Annotated in this window: 10 protein-coding genes and 8 pseudogenes; 8 read left to right on the forward strand and 10 right to left on the reverse strand. The window is 51.7% G+C overall.

The window, feature by feature from the left end; genetic code table 11:
• Positions 1-17: 17 nt before the first annotated feature.
• Positions 18-251 carry a YnaE/YdfK family cold shock protein gene (locus OGY15_RS17560; protein WP_004132711.1) on the reverse strand — a complete coding sequence of 78 codons (234 nt, stop codon included), beginning with the start codon at positions 249-251 and terminating at the stop codon, positions 18-20.
• Between the two features lie 153 nt (positions 252-404).
• On the opposite strand from OGY15_RS17560, the gene OGY15_RS24715 reads away from it, so the two are divergent.
• The 4 genes and pseudogenes from OGY15_RS24715 to OGY15_RS17575 all read left to right on the forward strand — a co-directional run.
• Positions 405-581, forward strand: coding sequence for a YnfU family zinc-binding protein (locus OGY15_RS24715; protein WP_213076229.1), 177 nt, complete (start codon positions 405-407; stop codon positions 579-581).
• A gap of 79 nt (positions 582-660) precedes the next feature.
• Positions 661-933 carry a hypothetical protein gene (locus tag OGY15_RS17565; protein WP_170833537.1) on the forward strand — a complete coding sequence of 91 codons (273 nt, stop codon included), beginning with the start codon at positions 661-663 and terminating at the stop codon, positions 931-933.
• Positions 934-1,136: 203 nt separating this feature from the next.
• Positions 1,137-2,045: a kdo(2)-lipid IV(A) palmitoleoyltransferase gene (lpxP, locus tag OGY15_RS17570; RefSeq protein ID WP_023329314.1), complete on the forward strand. Its 909-nt coding sequence runs from the start codon at positions 1,137-1,139 to the stop codon at positions 2,043-2,045.
• A 215-nt stretch (positions 2,046-2,260) separates the two neighbouring features.
• A pseudogene (locus OGY15_RS17575) lies at positions 2,261-2,410 on the forward strand (helix-turn-helix domain-containing protein); the annotation flags it as partial.
• A gap of 190 nt (positions 2,411-2,600) precedes the next feature.
• Here OGY15_RS17575 and OGY15_RS24865 read toward each other — a convergent pair.
• The 4 pseudogenes from OGY15_RS24865 to OGY15_RS17595 all read right to left on the reverse strand — a co-directional run.
• Positions 2,601-3,538: pseudogene (locus OGY15_RS24865) on the reverse strand (glycosyltransferase).
• Between the two features lie 541 nt (positions 3,539-4,079).
• Positions 4,080-4,472: pseudogene (locus OGY15_RS17585) on the reverse strand (VOC family protein).
• 47 nt (positions 4,473-4,519) lie between these two features.
• Positions 4,520-4,718: pseudogene (locus tag OGY15_RS17590) on the reverse strand (hypothetical protein).
• A 124-nt stretch (positions 4,719-4,842) separates the two neighbouring features.
• Positions 4,843-5,442: pseudogene (locus OGY15_RS17595) on the reverse strand (transposase); the annotation flags it as partial.
• A 1,059-nt stretch (positions 5,443-6,501) separates the two neighbouring features.
• On the opposite strand from OGY15_RS17595, the gene OGY15_RS24720 reads away from it, so the two are divergent.
• Positions 6,502-7,017 carry a reverse transcriptase domain-containing protein gene (locus OGY15_RS24720; protein WP_353655357.1) on the forward strand — a complete coding sequence of 172 codons (516 nt, stop codon included), beginning with the start codon at positions 6,502-6,504 and terminating at the stop codon, positions 7,015-7,017.
• A gap of 64 nt (positions 7,018-7,081) precedes the next feature.
• Here the strand turns inward: OGY15_RS24720 and OGY15_RS17600 are convergent, their stop codons facing one another.
• The 3 genes from OGY15_RS17600 to OGY15_RS17610 form a co-directional block, all read right to left on the reverse strand.
• Positions 7,082-9,886: an inverse autotransporter beta domain-containing protein gene (locus OGY15_RS17600; protein ID WP_286540369.1), complete on the reverse strand. Its 2,805-nt coding sequence runs from the start codon at positions 9,884-9,886 to the stop codon at positions 7,082-7,084.
• A gap of 449 nt (positions 9,887-10,335) precedes the next feature.
• Positions 10,336-11,037, reverse strand: a complete 702-nt coding sequence (locus tag OGY15_RS17605) for a helix-turn-helix transcriptional regulator (RefSeq protein ID WP_286540372.1) — start codon at positions 11,035-11,037, stop codon at positions 10,336-10,338.
• Positions 11,038-11,715: 678 nt separating this feature from the next.
• The gene (locus tag OGY15_RS17610; protein WP_286540375.1) at positions 11,716-12,345 is read right to left on the reverse strand and encodes a DUF2913 family protein; all 630 of its coding nucleotides are present in this window, start codon (positions 12,343-12,345) and stop codon (positions 11,716-11,718) included.
• A gap of 125 nt (positions 12,346-12,470) precedes the next feature.
• Here OGY15_RS17610 and OGY15_RS17615 point away from each other — a divergent pair.
• Positions 12,471-13,016, forward strand: a pseudogene (locus OGY15_RS17615) (IS3 family transposase); the annotation flags it as partial.
• A gap of 90 nt (positions 13,017-13,106) precedes the next feature.
• Here OGY15_RS17615 and OGY15_RS17620 read toward each other — a convergent pair.
• Positions 13,107-13,202 (reverse strand): annotated as a pseudogene (locus tag OGY15_RS17620) (hypothetical protein); the annotation flags it as partial.
• A 5-nt stretch (positions 13,203-13,207) separates the two neighbouring features.
• Positions 13,208-13,540: pseudogene (locus tag OGY15_RS17625) on the reverse strand (DDE-type integrase/transposase/recombinase); the annotation flags it as partial.
• A gap of 328 nt (positions 13,541-13,868) precedes the next feature.
• Here OGY15_RS17625 and OGY15_RS17630 point away from each other — a divergent pair.
• Together OGY15_RS17630 and OGY15_RS17635 are read left to right on the forward strand one after the other, a co-directional pair.
• Positions 13,869-15,419 (forward strand): YjjI family glycine radical enzyme, encoded by a 1,551-nt coding sequence (locus OGY15_RS17630; RefSeq protein WP_286540377.1) that lies wholly within the window; start codon positions 13,869-13,871, stop codon positions 15,417-15,419.
• The gene (locus OGY15_RS17635) at positions 15,391-16,254 is read left to right on the forward strand and encodes a YjjW family glycine radical enzyme activase (RefSeq protein WP_286540379.1); all 864 of its coding nucleotides are present in this window, start codon (positions 15,391-15,393) and stop codon (positions 16,252-16,254) included. The genes OGY15_RS17630 and OGY15_RS17635 overlap by 29 nt, the downstream gene beginning before the upstream one ends.
• Positions 16,255-16,295 lie beyond the last annotated feature (41 nt).

The following is a 16,295-nucleotide window of genomic DNA, read 5'->3' on the forward strand; positions in this document are numbered from 1 at the left end:
CTGATCCCGGAGGTGCATTAACGTCTACCGTTAATGCGCTGATTATCCCTGAGAACATCAATCGCAGTCTGCATGGCGATTTTGTCATCCCGCCTTTTTTGTTTGTCCTGCATGACCTGAAGGTATTCCAGCAAGGTGCGGGTATTAATCGGTCGGCCCTGTTTACCCACAGCCAGCACGGCTTCTCCAAGAATAATTTTCACAGGCGGTAATTGTGCCGGATACCAGTCAAGGGTGTCTTCTGATTTCATCTTAAATTTCTCACGGAAGGGTAGTGTATCATAAATAAGACGTTCAATTTTCAATATCTGATATCCTGATTCAGACACAACTTAACATAACTTATGCCAGTTATTTTTATATTAAAGCGTATAATAATTACTCTATTCCTCAGAGAATTATTTATGTCTTATACAAATGGGCTCAGGTATTTTAAAGAAAGACCGGTTCATGTTGCCTGCCCGGTATGTGCACACAGAGCCGATCAGAAAGCAGGTAAACTAAGAAAAGATGCGGTTCTTGAGTGCCCTGCCTGCGGACTGTTGTTCAGACCTTCAGAATGCTGGTGTATCGGCGGCTGATCAGCTTCTGCCACTTAACGTCAGTGATGTCGGAAAATGACAACATTCCTCCTGTACTGCTGTTGTCGAGGGTATGATAATGAAATCTAAAAAATCTGTTTTTATTGAAGGGCATATCATGTCGAACAGCTGTCACGGACAGGCTGGCCAACCTTTCTGTATTCACCGGGTCAGGTTTAGTAATGGTAAATATGCGATTATTCGGGTGGCATCCGGGATATGTTTCAAACCAGGCGAAATTATTCAACGAAACGATTGTGAGTGGTTTTATAAACTTACCAAAATTCGGCTTCTTTCTTTTGAGTACCTTGATGATGATGAATCAAGAAGACAATTTCTTGAGTATCAATGATAAAATATGGATTTATAACAGAATAACTTTGCTGGCTTACAATTCATTCCTGACTCTTTAAATTCTTTACCAGTCATTGCAAAGTTATTTTTTTTCTGAATTTAGATGACTTCAAATTGTCTAAAACAAAATGTATCGCTAAAGACGAATTGCTTCATTGTTTTCCTTTTGCGTTATAACCTTCATTAGCATTAAGGAAATTTATGGCACAGACTTTTACTCATAATTTACTTCATCCTCGCCACTGGCTTACCTGGTCTGGTTTGGGTCTGCTGTGGCTTCTCGTTCAACTTCCTTACCCGGTTTTACATACTCTGGGCTCTGGCCTTGGAAAAATATCCAGACCCTTTCTGAAACGCCGGGAAGGAATTGCGATTAGAAATATCGAACTGTGCTTTCCCGAGATGACACCGTTTGCCCGGAGCCAGATGGTCAATAAAAACTTTGTTTCTCTCGGGCTGGGACTGATGGAAACAGGAATGGCCTGGTTCTGGAGCGATGCGAGAGTCAAAAAATGGTTTGATGTCGAAGGGCTTGAAAACCTGACCGGCGCGACAAAAGGAGTAATGGTTGTCGGGATTCATTTTATGTCCCTTGAGTTGTGTGGAAGAGTAATGGGGTTATGCCATCCTATGATGGCAACGTATCGCCCACACAATGATCCATTAATGGAATGGGTACAGACAAAAGGGCGTATGCGTTCAAATAAGGCTATGATTAATCGACGTAATTTATCAGGTTTTGTTCATGCGCTAAAAGCAGGTGAAGCCGTTTGGTTTGCACCAGACCAGGATTATGGGTCTAAGGGAAGCGTTTTTGCACCTTTTTTCTCGGTAAAAAAAGCAGCCACGACGAACGGAACGTATGCTCTGTCAAAACTCGCTGGTGCACACTTGATAACACTTAGCATGGTTCGACGTAGCGATAAAAAAGGTTATCACATGTATATCAGCAATCCGTTGGCAGGTTATCCAGGGGAAGATAAGGTCGCCGCAGCGGCTTATATGAACAAGATCATCGAGCGTGAAATTCTCCGTGCTCCTGAGCAATACCTGTGGATGCATCGCAGGTTCAAAACGCGTCCTGAAGGCGAAGTCTCTTTATACAAATGAACAACTCAACTTGTCATGAGCCAGAATCTATCTTTCTTGCCACTGCGTATTTGTAAAAAATGCGATAGGGAATTATTCGATCGGCTTCATGTTAACGATGGCTTAACTGACAGCCAAGGTTAATCAATTGAACCTGTTCGGATTTGAAGGTCCGCTTTTCGCTGTGAGTTCAACGGGTCGATGCAACGCTATCCTTAATCAAGGGGGACTTTGCTATGAAACAAAGAACGCGCATTAACTACACGCCAGAACAGAAAGCGATTATCTGGGACAGATATAAGCAAGGTGATTCCCTGCATGATATCGCCAGAATGTTCGACAGATATCATTCTTCTATCATGCCCACTATCCACCAGACTGGTGGATAAGGGTATGTTAACGGGTTTGTGCTCACTGATAATCATAGGGGGAGGATAGGGACTATGAGTGATATTCATTAATCCTTTGCAGGGCATTGGTCAATGTAGAAATGACAGATAATAGGCTTTGTTTTTCCCTTTTTGCCATAAATTGACTTTATCTGGCCCCCATTGGACAAATGGTTTCAGTTTATATTTATAGAATTTTCCACGTCAGTTTTAAGAAAAAAAATATATCGCTAAAACTGTTTATGCCTTTGGCAAGGCAGCTCTGGGAAATTTTTGCTTTGAAGTAGACTGCCATAACTGACTTGCCCCGAATTTTCTTTCGGTAAAGTCCCAAAAAGTGACGAGTCTCTACCAGCGCATGTCTGTACAAAAATACCTTTCTTTTTTGTTTTGTTCCAGTTCTGCTACGTGGATGATTTCTGCGATCACTTCAACATAACTTATTGCACGAACATCGTAGTAGTTAGACCGATGCGTTATGGAGGTTATGTTGCTTGTGTAGATATAATCCTTAATATCCAATATGCAGAACCGGCCATTACTCGCCGCAAGATGAACCGTCCACAGAATGTCTTTATGGCTCTTGCCGGGCTGGAAGCATAGTGAGTGTTGTCTAATATAGGATGACCTGACCATCTGCAGCCACAGAAAATGCGGCCATTCGCGGTGTGTAACACAGTGTCAAATCCATTCATGACCTGACAGAGTCGTCCCATAGGGCTGCTTTGTGTGAACAGCTCTGCGATGGTTGTCAGCGCCAGAATGCCAGCCATTAAAGATCACGACGTCGGCTTGCGACGCGGTAGCTGCTTGCCATCTTTTTTCAATAAACCCGTCGGCAATATCATCGTCAGCATCGAGGAAAACAACCCACTCTCCCCGATGGATGTCTAGTGCTGCATTGCGTGCTCCGTAGACCCCCTCGTTGGCCTGCTTGATGAGAATGAGTCGGTCATCATGGATTTGACGAAGAACGTTAACTGTTTCATCAGTAGAACCGTCATCGACAATGATAAGTTCAATAGCCACGCGGGTTTCACTGAGGATTTTATTAACCAGACTTACAATGGTCGCAGCGGCGTTGTAAGCAGGGATAATGACGCTGACATCGATTCTATTTTTCATTGAACTACGATTTTCCTTCGTTGTCATCCTTGAGGCGTCTGATTGGGATAATCCGTCTTTCCCTGATTTCCTCGTCGATATCAAATAAACACGCGTCGCAGAATTCTTTATCAAAGGAGAGCCACTGCTCAAGGACGCTTCTTTTTTTGTTGCAACGTGCACATCTCTTCATCTTTCCGCGTCCTGGTGACCTCATTATGGGGATTACATAGAAAATGGACGCAGCAAGCCTCGGCCAGATAACTAACCGTAATGAAAGACTTTTCTGCGAGCAATATAAGACAAGGATAACTAGGCCTGGCGCATGAAAGATAATCGTTTTGATAGATCAATTTATCGGTATCGATCGTTGGCACCGATCGATATCAAATGCGGTTGCGCGACTTATATTGCCAGCAGGCTCATGGCTTCAGGCAAAATGGCAACTGTGTTTTTGAACGTGAGAACGACTTTAGAATGCGCAACTGTTTGGTCTGGAACGGGTTTTATAAAGGATATACGAGCGGCAGGTAGGGGCCCTGAGGCCCCCGGTTTATCGTTCTCAGGATTGTGCGGTGTAATAGACGAAAGCAAGCTTGTTGCTATCCGGCTCACGTACATAGGCGCAATAGAATCCGTCACCGTACTGAGGTCGATAGCCCGCAACGTCTTCATTTGTGCCGCCAAGCTACAGAGCGAGAGTATGGGCCTGCTGTACCTGTTTTACAGACGCGGCATTTAATGCCACCATGGTCCCATTACCAGCGGACGCCGGTTGTTTATCAAATGGTCGCCCCACGCAAAGGCCGGTAGTCGTGTTCGCACTAAATGTGCCCCAGGACGCGCCTTCCTCGTTGCGTCCTGCGGGCGGATGACCAAGTAATTCCATCAGCGGATCGTAGAATGTAATGGCGCGTGGCAGGTCGTTGGTTCCGAGCATAATGTAAGAAAACATTGGCTCTCCTTAATGGATTCAGGGGGAGTGTAGATAATCAGCTCAAATCACTCGTCCGCTTTATGAGCCCAGGCTGGCATCGCCGTCAGATAACGTTTTGCCCGCTTCTGTGCTTCTTCTGGGCCGACTTTTTGCGACGCTGACTAAGCCTGATACCGCTTCTTCCCAGGATTTAAGATTGCCGTTGCTGTCGCTGCATTACGCGCAATATTGAACGCTGGCACGGTGTGCATCAGGTGCGGGCATCGGCATTCCGCAAGCCTGACAGAACTGTTCATTTTGTGACATATGATGCTCCTTAGGCGACGTCCTGGTTAATAAACATACAGAATGTGTATTGTGCTGGTGATGCATCAGATCAAAGCAAAGGTGAAGCCCCGGTATCCGTCAGCCACTCAACGGCGGATGCCGGTAGACTGTTACCGAAGCGACGCTCCACTGCTCCCAGCATCACATCCTGCACGGTTTCACTGTCATATCCACCGGTACTGGCCGTCCAGTGCAGTGCCTAGCGATCGCAACAGTCCAGCGCGAAAGTGACACGCAGTTTTTCACCGTTATCATGGCTGAACTCGAAGCCGTCAGAGCACCACCGCTGGTTACTTTTTCCAGTGACCACTTTTCCTGTATGCGCCCGCTTCCGAGGACGATATATTGCCGGTTTACGCTCAAGCAACAGCGTATTCTGACACATGATGCGGTATACGCGTTTGGCATTGATCACTGCAATGTCGTCAGTTTCTGATTGTCTGCGCAGCAGGGCCCCAACGATAACCATTGGTGGGCAGATCGCCGATAAAGGTATGGATACGGGCAAGCGCTTCAGTATCATCAGGTTTACGCTTGGACCAACGATCCTGTCAGTTCTTCGACCGACGGCCCATTGCATACAGTTACGCACGTGCCCCCGGAGGCAACGACTGACAAGGCTTATTCTCCATCCTCCGGCAACAAGGGCACGTGCGCTATTTGTTATCTGATTTAGTTTCCCTGGTCGTATTGCCGAGATAGCGGCGAGCTATTGGCCATCCGGGCGGTATCCATTCATGTTAATACGCAACAGGCAAGTCTGTAAGAACTCGGCATCTGGATGAAGCTGTGTTTTTTATTTACATGAACCGCCGGCACTGTTAATGAAGGTTTCTTATTTAAAGAAAAAGTAACTGGTTTGCCGGGTATTTTTCATTTTGTAATGGCGAAGACGCCGGAATAAAAAGGGCCACGGCCTGTCGGATAGTTAACATTTCGGGCCGTGGCTAAAAATAATACTCTCAGGGTATATCGATGTAAGCACTCAACTTACAGGGAATTAAAATAATATTTTTTAAAATAAATTACAAACACAAAAATGTGTTTGTATATTTCAGAATATATTGCCCTGCCGAAATATTTTTAATATTCCATATCGGTATATTTATATTTACTCATATGAAGGTCCTGTTGCATAAATCAGCGCCTGTATTTTTAAGACCGTTCCGCATTCAGGCGACACCACAATAGTAAAAACTTACGCAACAGTTCCATTTATGAAAAATATTCAACCAAGTGCCGTCATCCGGTTTGATGAAGTGACTGCACCGCTTTCGCACGTTATAATGACGACCATGAAACATCTCCTCGTCTCCGCATCAAAAAAAGAACGCATCCCCGTCAATATCTCCCCCGCGACTCCCGAAAAAAACACATACCCCATTTCCCCCCTGTGCATGTTGATAATGCGTATCAGTGGCTGATTCAGCATCGCCGACATTATCCCGACAATGCTGATATATGGGACCTGCGCTTTCATTGGACACAGGAGCGGAGACGTCTCCTCGCATCGGTTATTAATTCAGGTAACTATATTTTTTCTCCCCTGCTGGTTGTCAAAAAGGCTTACGGAGAAACTGTCGCACTCTGGTCGTCGCGTGATGCCCTGGTGATAAAAATGCTGACCGGGGTACTGGAAAAACAGCTGCCGGCCCATCCCCTCTGTGAGCATATCAGGGACCACGCGGGCGGGCGGCAGAGTACCACCAGCTCTACCGGTATGTCACAGACCCTGTGTTGCGTAATCTGTTGGGGCAGTTTCTGCACTACAACGTGGAAGACCCCGGCACATTCCACACTAAGCCCGCAGCTGGCCGCCTTTCACCTGTATAACGTGGACACCCGGATGGCAATCCACCATCCACGCGTCCGGTATATCCGCTACATGGATGACGTTCTGCTTCTCGCGCCCACCCGCTGGGTATTACGCCGGGCGGTTCGCGACCTGAAACACGAACTGGAGGACTACGGTTTTACGCTCCACCCGGACAAAACCCGATTCGGGTACACTGAACGGGATTTTGACTGGATGAGGTTATGGTTTACAGAAAGCGGGGTGCAGACCTTCGCTCCCCGCACGATTAGCAAACACCGCGAACAGTGGTCACGGGCACTACTGCTGCCCTTGGACCGGGAAAGTGAGACCGCGGGATTTGCAGGACGTATCCGTACGGGCACTCAGCGCCAGCCTCTCCTTTATATCCATCATTCATTCTCCTCAGGCTTCCCTGCGTAAGCACGGGGGAAGATAAAAACAATTAAAAGTAAAAAAACAAAGGTTAAAAGCTAAAGACTAAACGCTAAAGACCCTGACGACACACCACGTAGTTCGGGACACTGTCGTCGTAGCTGAGGGCGAGGCCATAGCGCAGGCTGACGTCGTTGTGGAATCCGCTGAACTTCTGCTCCGACGACCAGTAGAGGTAGCCGGAGAAACCCGTACCACCATACACCAATAAATTCCCCCACTCGCTCCACAAGCCGCCCAGAGCGCCGCGTGTGCCACCGCCGTTAAGCTGTTGCACAGTCGCTAGACTGTAGCCGGACTGAGTAGTGCAGTATGCACCGGCTTCAGACCAGTTAGCTAGTGTCTTGCCGCGATTGATAAACCAGCTCTTGAGCGTGAAACTGTACTTGATGGTTTCCCCCTGGCCGCTGGTCGGGGTACCGGTGATGGTGACCTTTTTACCGTTTCCCGTGCCAGTGAATGACACAACTCCATTGTTTACACTCACCCAAGAGGCATCTGCCCTCCAGTTAAAATCTGAGGCGCTGCCACCGCTTAGCACAAGGGTAAACCAGCCCCCCTTAAAGCCCGTAGTCGGGAAGCCGGCGTCTTTTTTAAAAGTATAACCATTTGCGGAGACGCCTTTTATTGTGACGGGCTCTGTAATGGCATACGCCTCAGACTTCGTCGCCGTGCCCCAGCCGCTCAGCTTCACCTTCGCCTTCAGCCCCGTCCCCGCCGTAGTGGCCGTGTACGTCCCTGTGTAGGTCCCGTCGCCGTTGTCCTGCCAGCGACTGCCGGTTTTCAGGGTCGCGTTCGGGACCGTTACATCCACCGTCAGCGAGGACGCTGCCCCGGTCACGGCGTTGTCCTGCGCGTCCTTCAGCGTCACCGTGATGAGCATATCTGAACCGGACACATAAGTGGTGCTGTCGGTTTTGATGGCCGAGTGCCGTTCTGACGGCGCCGTACTGTTCACCGCAATGGTGACCGGTTTAACCGCGACATTATCCACCGTCGCGCTGACCGTCGCCGTCTCCGCCTTCGTCCCGGCCGTCACTGTCATCTCATAGACCCCTGTGTTCTTCCTGACCGGGTCGCTGACCGTAATGTCCTGTGTCCCCTGCACCGCGGTCACCTTCTGCGTGGTGCTGATGTGAATGTCGGCCAGCGCCACATCCTCAGGCGCGCCGTTCCCGTCTTTTATCGTCAGCGTCAGGGTTTCCGTCGTCCTGCCGTCCGCCGGTAATGTGCTCTGCACCGGCGTCAGGGTACTGTTCTGCTGACTGATATCCGGCTTCTGTACCGTCACCTGCGTCTGGCTGCGTTCCGAGCGATTGCCCTTCGTGTCCACCGCCACCGCACTCACCGTGTAGTTATTCACGGCCGACGGCGCAGACTGCCACACCGGCAGCACCACACTGTAGTCACTTCCCCCGTTGGCCACTATCTTTCCGCCCGCCGCCAGCAGCGCCGGCGCCGTCCAGTCTATGTGGTCCACGCCATACTTACTGGTCACCGACACGCCGAGCGATTTGTTCTCGCCCCCGTGGCCGGTCACCAGGTCAGCCATCCTCAGTCTGATAACATCTTTCCTACGGTATTCCAGTACAATGTTGTTATTACGCTCCACCAGGTCATACCGGCTGCCGTTCAGCGTCCGCAGGGCGGCCACGCCCGCCGGGTCAAGCTGCTGGCGCCACGGAATGCCCAGCTGATAATTCATTTCCACCCCGAAACGGGTGTCGTTCTCTCCGGATTCGCCCTGGCGCTGCTCCGCGCTGAAGGTCAGCAGCGGCACCGGGGTGTAGGTCAGCCCCGCCGTGATGGCGTGGGGATTACGCTGCCGGTTATCCTCGTCAAACAGCGCCACTTCGTCCCCGTAGTACTGTTCATAAACCAGCTTCCCGCCCAACTGCGGCAGCGCCGGCAGCCAGCCCTGCAGGCGCACATCCCAGCCGTTGGCCGGACGCTCCTGGTAATCCTCGACATCCGGGGAGTCTTTCCACCCGGACAGGCGGAAGTAGTCGTTGGCCGACACTTTGAGGAAATCCCGCCAGTACTCCATACCGACCCCGCCCCGGGTGTGGTTATGGGACCAGTCGTTATCCCAGAAGGTGTTCATCCCCAGCATCCAGCCATCATTAAACCAGCGGTAGCCGAGACCCAGGTTGGTCTGGGACCGGTCATCAGTCCGGTGCACACTGCCCTGTGTGAACAGCAGGCCTGTCTGGCTGTCATATAACGGGGCCAGCAGGTCAAGCTGTGAGTTTTTCAGTGAGAAATGCTCATCCGTGTCCAGCTGTACCCGGGCTGTCCCGAAGCGGCTGAGCCACTGTTGGGCGGCTTCGCTGGCCGCCCCGCTGGCCATCCCGCGCGCCATGGAAGCGGCGGCGTCACTGTCGGGATGGTTTGCCAGGAACCCGCCGGCCTGCGAGGCGGCGGAGGCCACCTGCATCGCCGGGTCTTCGGCCCGCGTATCGCTGGCTGACCCCGTCGTCTGACGGGTGTCCCATGTCACCGTCGCCAGCGGTGCCACGGGCACATCCAGGTCATCCCCCGGCTGCAGGTGGTCAAACCCGTGGGCAAAGGTGCGCAGGGCGTTGAGCTGACGCAGTTCATCCACACTCATGTGGTATTTTTTGGCCACGGTGGCCACGGTCTCTCCCGTCGTCAGGGTATGGACTGTCGTCGGCTGCCCGGCCACGGTGCCGGGCGTCTGTTTCAGCAGATGCTGCTCATGGTTCATCCCGGCTATCGCCGGCGTGAAGGCTCCCGCCAGGGGGAAGGCCATCTGGACGGCGATATTCAGCCATGCCAGCCGTCGCATCCGCACGGAGAAGCCCCCCTGTTGCGGACCGCATTTGTTCCTGTTCATAAATATCCTTGCGTGTAATCTCAGTGGAATAAAATGTCTGCCGGCAGACAGATAACCGCTCTGTGGGCGGAATAACGGCAGCACCGGGCCGTCCCCGTGGCAGGGCCAGGGGAAAAGCAGGCGGTAAAATTCAGGCACGGTCCCCGGAAAACCTGCCCTGAGTAAGGGGGGGAGCGCCGGGAGAAACGGTGAAGCCGGTCTGCGGCAGATGCAGTCAGTGGTCTGGTGTCGTTCGGTGCTCTGCCTCCTGTGATGAGAATGAAAAACCGGGCCGGCTCTCCCGGCGAAAAAACACCCCCGGGATGCGGGATTTTCGGGTCAGAGTGTGATGACGTAATAAAGCGCCACGGCCACGCCCCCGGCTGCAACAAACAGACCGGCCGTCACCGCCCACAGGACCCGCTGATACACCTTGTGGCTCGCCATCCTTATCTCCGGAACGTCCTGCGTCAGAAAAAAGTGGTGGTCAGCCCCGGGCTGCAGACCCGGTCCTGCGGGCGGTCCGGGACCACCCGCTCCGGCATGTCCGGAAAGCCCGCATCATTCAGCCCGGCTGCGCTGAGCTCCATCAGCGTCAGGTGGCTGGCCGGATTATGCGTGACCTGCGCCAGCAGCGTCGCCGGTACGGCGCGCCCGGTCACCCCCAGCTTGTCCAGCGCATGGCGGATACGCTGACTCACGGCGGAGAGGGTGACACCGGTATAGTGTGCTATCTCTTTCTGTCCCTGACCGCACATGGCCAGCTTCAGGGACAGCCATTCTGTTTCAGTGAGGGAGGACAGCGGACAGTCCGCCGGCTCAGCGCCGCCGGTAATAAAGGCATTCAGGGTCAGGGCAATATGGGAGAAGCTGTTGCCTGCATCCACCATCTCGCCGCCCAGCATCCGGATAAACCAGCGACGCCCCTCGTCGGCCGGGTCAGTCAGGGCAGCAAACAGCACCGGCGGCGGCAGACGGCGGCGCAGGGCCAGTATCCGGTGCAGGGTCAGTTCGGTCAGGGAGTCCTGCAGAGGCAGGACGATGAGATCATCGCGCGTATAGCGGTTGGTCAGCCGGTAATAGTAGTCGGTGTATCTCACCGTAATTCCCGGAAAAAGGCGCTGCAGGTCCTGCGCGAAATTCCGGCGGTGCTGAAGACCAGGTGTTTCCATAAGTCATGGGCCCTCTGTGTCAGACAATAAAAGTCCGGCCCGCGTCGCGGCGGGATAAGCGGAAAATTCCGGTAAAGGTGTTAGCGGATAGTATATAGATCTGATTAATGCGGTAAAAACAGATCTGAGATCTCCATTTTCACTATTAACAGCATAAAATAAAAGTAAATAGCTCTGTAATGCCATTTATCAGATTGATGATCTTCAAAACGATCTGATAACAGATGATAAGATCGGAAATACAATTATTACAAAATAATCGCGAATATATTGAAGGGTGATATAAATCACAAAAGGGGCTGTCACCCGGGCCGGAATAAAAACATTCCTGCGCCAGGAAAAAGAAATAAGGAAGGGGAATAAAATCTGCCGGCTGACTGCGGGAGAAATAACGCCGGGTATTATCTCTGTTATTATATTGCTGAATATTACAAATGCATTATCCGGTAATTAAATAATACATTTTAACAAGATTAAATACAGATACTGATATTGAGATGAGGCCATTATATGGGTTCAGGCAGGATATTTTTACCCTGTCGTGACAAGCGCTGTTATCCGGCCCCGGGGCCGGATTTTTTTGGTTCCACGTCATTATTACCGTTCCTCCGGGAGCAGTAATGCCATGAGTTGTCACATAAGCGACCGGAAGTCAGTCTCAGTGGCGCCACCTGTGTTTCAGGTCGTTAACGGATGACAGGGCTCCGCGGATGGCAATCCGTCGCCGGCCATCAGCGAATACTGGTGTGGCAGGGAGGCACCTGACTCAGGCTCTGCCTGCCAGCCACAGCGGTTAAAGAGTTTCATCACCCCTGCCACGTTCCCCGTCAGACGCGCTGTCAGCAGATTTATCTGTCGCCCGTCGTCGTCGAATGCCGCGTCGAGGTTGGTCTGTGAGAGATAAATGCCGTTCACGCCGGCACTCAGGACCACGGCATACCGTCCGGTCCACTCCCTGTCGCTCAGCAGGCGGTATTGCCAGTGCATGTCTTTCGCGGTTTCCAGGGCATACGTCAGCCGGAACAGGTCGTTCTGCTCAGACAGTTCGCCGGAGCAGGAACGCCAGAGGTAACTCAGCTTGCTGGTCAGATTCGCGCTGATACCCTGCTGGCGTCCCTGTTTCAGAAGCCACCCGATATCGGGCGCCACATCACGCGAAAAACGCCGTTGCTTCAGCGCGGTGGCCAGCCAGCGGGTGAGAAAGAGATTTTCCTGTGCCGGTGACCGCACATCGCCGTTCTGTCTGGCCAGCGCCAGCGCGACCAGGGCACACCACGCCAGATGGCCCGATTTTTTTGTCAGCGTCACTGAGTGCTCTTTTCCTTCTTTATTTTGCCCGCAAAATTCTGGCGGGTTCCCGCTTACTGTCATACTGAGAGTATTTTAACCGGAACGGGAGTCTGCTGCACAGACGGTCTAATTGAGACGCTTACAATCATCTGGATCGCCAGTTTGCTGTAACAGAGCCTAATCAGGTCTGGTGTGGTGACGTGACGTTCATCTGGACGGGAAAGCGCTGGGCCTATCTGGCTGTTGTTCTGGATTTATTTTCCCGTAAGCCAGTCGGCTGGGCGATGTCGTTTTCGCCGGACTCAAGCCTGACGGGAAAAGCCTTGACGATGGCTTTGGAAGCTCGGGGAAAACCGACAGGAGTTATGTATAATTCGGATCAGGGAAGTCACTATACCAGTAGAGAATTCAGACGGTTACTGTGGCGATACAGAATAAAGCAAAGCATGAGTGGGCGTGGTAATTGCTGGGACAACAGCCCGATGGAACGATTTTTCCGCAGCCTGAAGAGGGAATGGGTGTCCAACAGTGGATACACAAATTTTAATGAGGCCAGCAGAGCAATAACGAATTACATCATTGGTTATTACAGCCAGCTCAGACCCCACCAATATAATGGTGGGTTGACGCCGAATGAATCAGAGCGATTATTTTGGGAAAGCTCTAAAACCGTGGCCAGTTTTTGTTGACCACGGCCCCCCTACAATGGCAACAGGTCATCGGACAGGGAGTATCGCAGGCCTCCCTGTCACAAAAATGATCATCCCCGCCGTGCCGGCTCAGTCTCCCTCATCAAGCTGGGCGGCGACATACAGCAAGAAACGATCGTCATAATTGCCTAGGTCGAGATCCGTCAGTTCTGCAATACGCTTCAGACCCCTTTAGCGGCCGGCAAGAAGTCGATAGTTTGGCCTGAAGTATCCACCGCACGGTAGAGATATTTCCACTGACCTTTGACTTTACTGTCGGTTTCTTCCATTCGCCAGCGGTACCCCACGGCGCGCTTATGCCGTCGATATGTCTTATCCTGTAATGTTACCAGACGGATAACCCAGCGATGGAGCGTGGAATGGTCACCGACAATACTGCGCTCCGCCATCATTCCCTCCAGATTACGGAGGCTCAGGGAGTAAGCCAGATACCAGCGAACACATTGCGCGATAATATCGACAGGGTAATATAAACGTTTAAAGGCTTTTCGGAGCAGAGACATGAGCAGGTAACATCGCAAAAAACAGTACGTTACCTGCCACAGCCTTAATGCAACAGAACCGTTTATGGCATCGTCGAACGCATCAAAACTCAGAACTGCAGCGTCTTTGCCAGTGTCACCTTCATTATGAAGCTTAACCACATAACGGAGTTGGTCAGAATGGCAGACTTGGGATTTATATTTACGAGATTTTGCAGAATATGACATCTACTTCAAATAAATTGCCTTTCCAGAGGGAATGCGGTGGCATCAGGCACATTCTGATCAAAAGTGTGGCGGTGTGCTTTCTACAATGGCGTTACACCTCCGGGATAAAAAGGAATCAACGATGCCCACTTCAAGCCAACTCGCGCTGCAACAGCGTTGCCAACAAATCGTGACCAGTCCGGTGCTCAGCCCTGAGCAGAAACGCCACTTTCTGGCGCTGGAGGCTGAAAACGCACTGCCTTACCCGCAACTGCCTGCTGAAGCACGCCAGGCGCTGGATGACGGGGTGATCTGCGATATGTACGAAGGCCATGCCCCGTTCAAACCGCGTTATGTTTTACCCGACTACGCGCGTTTTCTGGCCAACGGTTCATCATGGCTGGAGCTGGAAGGAGCAAAGGATCTTGATGACGCGTTATCCTTACTCACCATCCTGTACCATCACGTTCCGTCAGTAACGTCGACGCCGGTCTATCTCGGTCAGCTCGATGCTCTACTGCAACCATATGTTAGAATTCTAACACAAGATGAGATCGATATTCGAATAAAACGTTTTTGGCGTTATCTCGACCGCACCCTGCCAGATGCTTTTATGCATGCCAACATTGGTCCAGCCGACACGCCGATTACACGCGCAATTTTACGCGCAGATGCAGAGTTAAAGCAGGTTTCACCTAATCTTACTTTTATTTATGATCCGCAAATCACCCCTGACGATCTGCTGCTTAACGTGGCGAAAAATATCTGTGAATGCAGTAAACCACACATTTCCAACGGCCCTGAAAATGATAAAATTTTCACAAAAAGCCACTACGGCGTCGTCAGTTGTTACAACTCACTGCCGCTGGCTGGCGGCGGAAGTACGCTGGTCAGGCTCAATCTGAAAGCCATCGCAGAGCGCAGCACCTCTGTCGATGACTTCTTTACGTGCACCCTACCGCACTACTGCCAGCAGCAAATCGCCATCATTGATGCACGATGTGAATTCCTCTATGAAAAATCACATTTCTTTGAGAATAGCTTCCTGGTGCAGGAAGGGTTGATTGATCCCAAACGTTTTGTGCCTATGTTCGGTATGTATGGCCTGGCGGAGGCGGTAAATCTGCTGTGTGAAAAAGCAGGGCAATGCGCGCGTTACGGGAAAGATGAGTTTGCCAATCAGCTTGGCTATCGCATTAGCGCCCAACTGGCGGAATTTGTAGAAAGCACGCCAGTGAAATATGGCTGGAATCAGCGCGCGATGCTGCATGCACAGTCGGGGATCAGTTCTGACATCGGCACCACGCCGGGCGCACGTCTGCCCTACGGCGATGAACCGGACCCAATCACTCACCTGCAGACCGTTGCGCCGCATCACGCGTATTATCACGCCGGTATCAGCGACATTCTCACGCTGGATGAAACCATCAAGCGTAATCCCCAGGCGCTGGTGCAATTATGCCTCGGCGCGTTTAAAGCCGGGATGCGTGAATTTACCGCTAACGTGAGCGGTAACGATCTGGTTCGCGTCACCGGTTATATGGTGCGCCTGTCGGATCTGGAAAAATATCGCGCCGCAGGTTCTCGCACCAACACAACCTGGCTGGGCGAAGAAGCCGCGCGCAATACGCGCATTCTGGAACGACAACCTCGCGTGATTAGCCATGAACAGCAGATGCGCTTCGGTAAGTAAGATTATCCCTTTCTCCTGCGTCGACGGGCCGGGCAGTCGCCTGGCTCTGTTTCTGCAGGGGTGCAATCTGCGCTGTAAAAATTGCCACAATCCGTGGACGATGGGACGCTGCAATGACTGCGGGGAGTGTGTCCTGCATTGCCCGCATGAGGCACTCAGCCTGAGTGCAGGAAAAGTGTGGTGGCAGTCCGACGTATGCCAGCAGTGTGACACCTGCCTGCACATGTGCCCACAGCAGGCTACGCCGATGGCGCAGACCATGAGCATTGATGAGGTGCTGCAGTCTATTCGCAAGGCAGCACTGTTTATTGAGGGAATTACGGTCAGCGGCGGCGAAGCGACGACCCAGCTACCGTTTATTGTGGCGCTGTTTAGCGCGATCAAAACCGATCCGCAGTTGCAACACCTGACCTGCATGGTAGACAGCAACGGCATGCTGAGCGAAACCGGCTGGCAAAGATTGCTACCGGTGTGCGACGGCGTGATGCTCGATTTAAAAGCCTGGGATAGCGCATGTCATCGTCAGTTGACTGGTCGCGATAACACGCTGATTAAACAAAGCATTACCTTTCTGTCCGGGCAAGGGAAACTTGCGGAACTGCGCCTGCTGATTATTCCTGGTCAGGTGGATTATCTCCAGCATATCGATGCGCTGGCGGCGTTTATCACACGTTCAGGTGACGTGCCGGTGCGACTGAATGCCTTTCATGCGCACGGGGTATACGGCGAAGCAAAAGACTGGCCGAGCGCCACGCCGGAGGATGTGGAGATCCTCGCGCAAAAATTGCGCGAGCGCGGGGTGGAAAATTTGATTTTCCCGGCTTTGTATCTGTGAAATGCCGGATGCGATGCAAAAGCGTCACATCCGGAAATCAA

This window comes from Citrobacter sp. Cu231, from assembly GCF_030332265.1.
Taxonomy (GTDB): Bacteria; Pseudomonadota; Gammaproteobacteria; order Enterobacterales; family Enterobacteriaceae; genus Citrobacter; species Citrobacter meridianamericanus.

Excerpts from the sequence above, each read along its gene's own strand:
- OGY15_RS17560 (WP_004132711.1), bottom strand. The coding sequence starts at position 251 with ATGAAATCAGAAGACACCCTTGACTGGTATCCGGCACAATTACCGCCT.
- OGY15_RS24715 (WP_213076229.1), top strand. The coding sequence starts at position 405 with ATGTCTTATACAAATGGGCTCAGGTATTTTAAAGAAAGACCGGTTCAT.
- OGY15_RS17565 (WP_170833537.1), top strand. The coding sequence starts at position 661 with ATGAAATCTAAAAAATCTGTTTTTATTGAAGGGCATATCATGTCGAAC.
- lpxP (WP_023329314.1), top strand. The coding sequence starts at position 1,137 with ATGGCACAGACTTTTACTCATAATTTACTTCATCCTCGCCACTGGCTT.
- OGY15_RS24720 (WP_353655357.1), top strand. The coding sequence starts at position 6,502 with ATGTCACAGACCCTGTGTTGCGTAATCTGTTGGGGCAGTTTCTGCACT.
- OGY15_RS17600 (WP_286540369.1), bottom strand. The coding sequence starts at position 9,886 with ATGAACAGGAACAAATGCGGTCCGCAACAGGGGGGCTTCTCCGTGCGG.
- OGY15_RS17605 (WP_286540372.1), bottom strand. The coding sequence starts at position 11,037 with ATGGAAACACCTGGTCTTCAGCACCGCCGGAATTTCGCGCAGGACCTG.
- OGY15_RS17630 (WP_286540377.1), top strand. The coding sequence starts at position 13,869 with ATGCCCACTTCAAGCCAACTCGCGCTGCAACAGCGTTGCCAACAAATC.
- OGY15_RS17635 (WP_286540379.1), top strand. The coding sequence starts at position 15,391 with ATGAACAGCAGATGCGCTTCGGTAAGTAAGATTATCCCTTTCTCCTGC.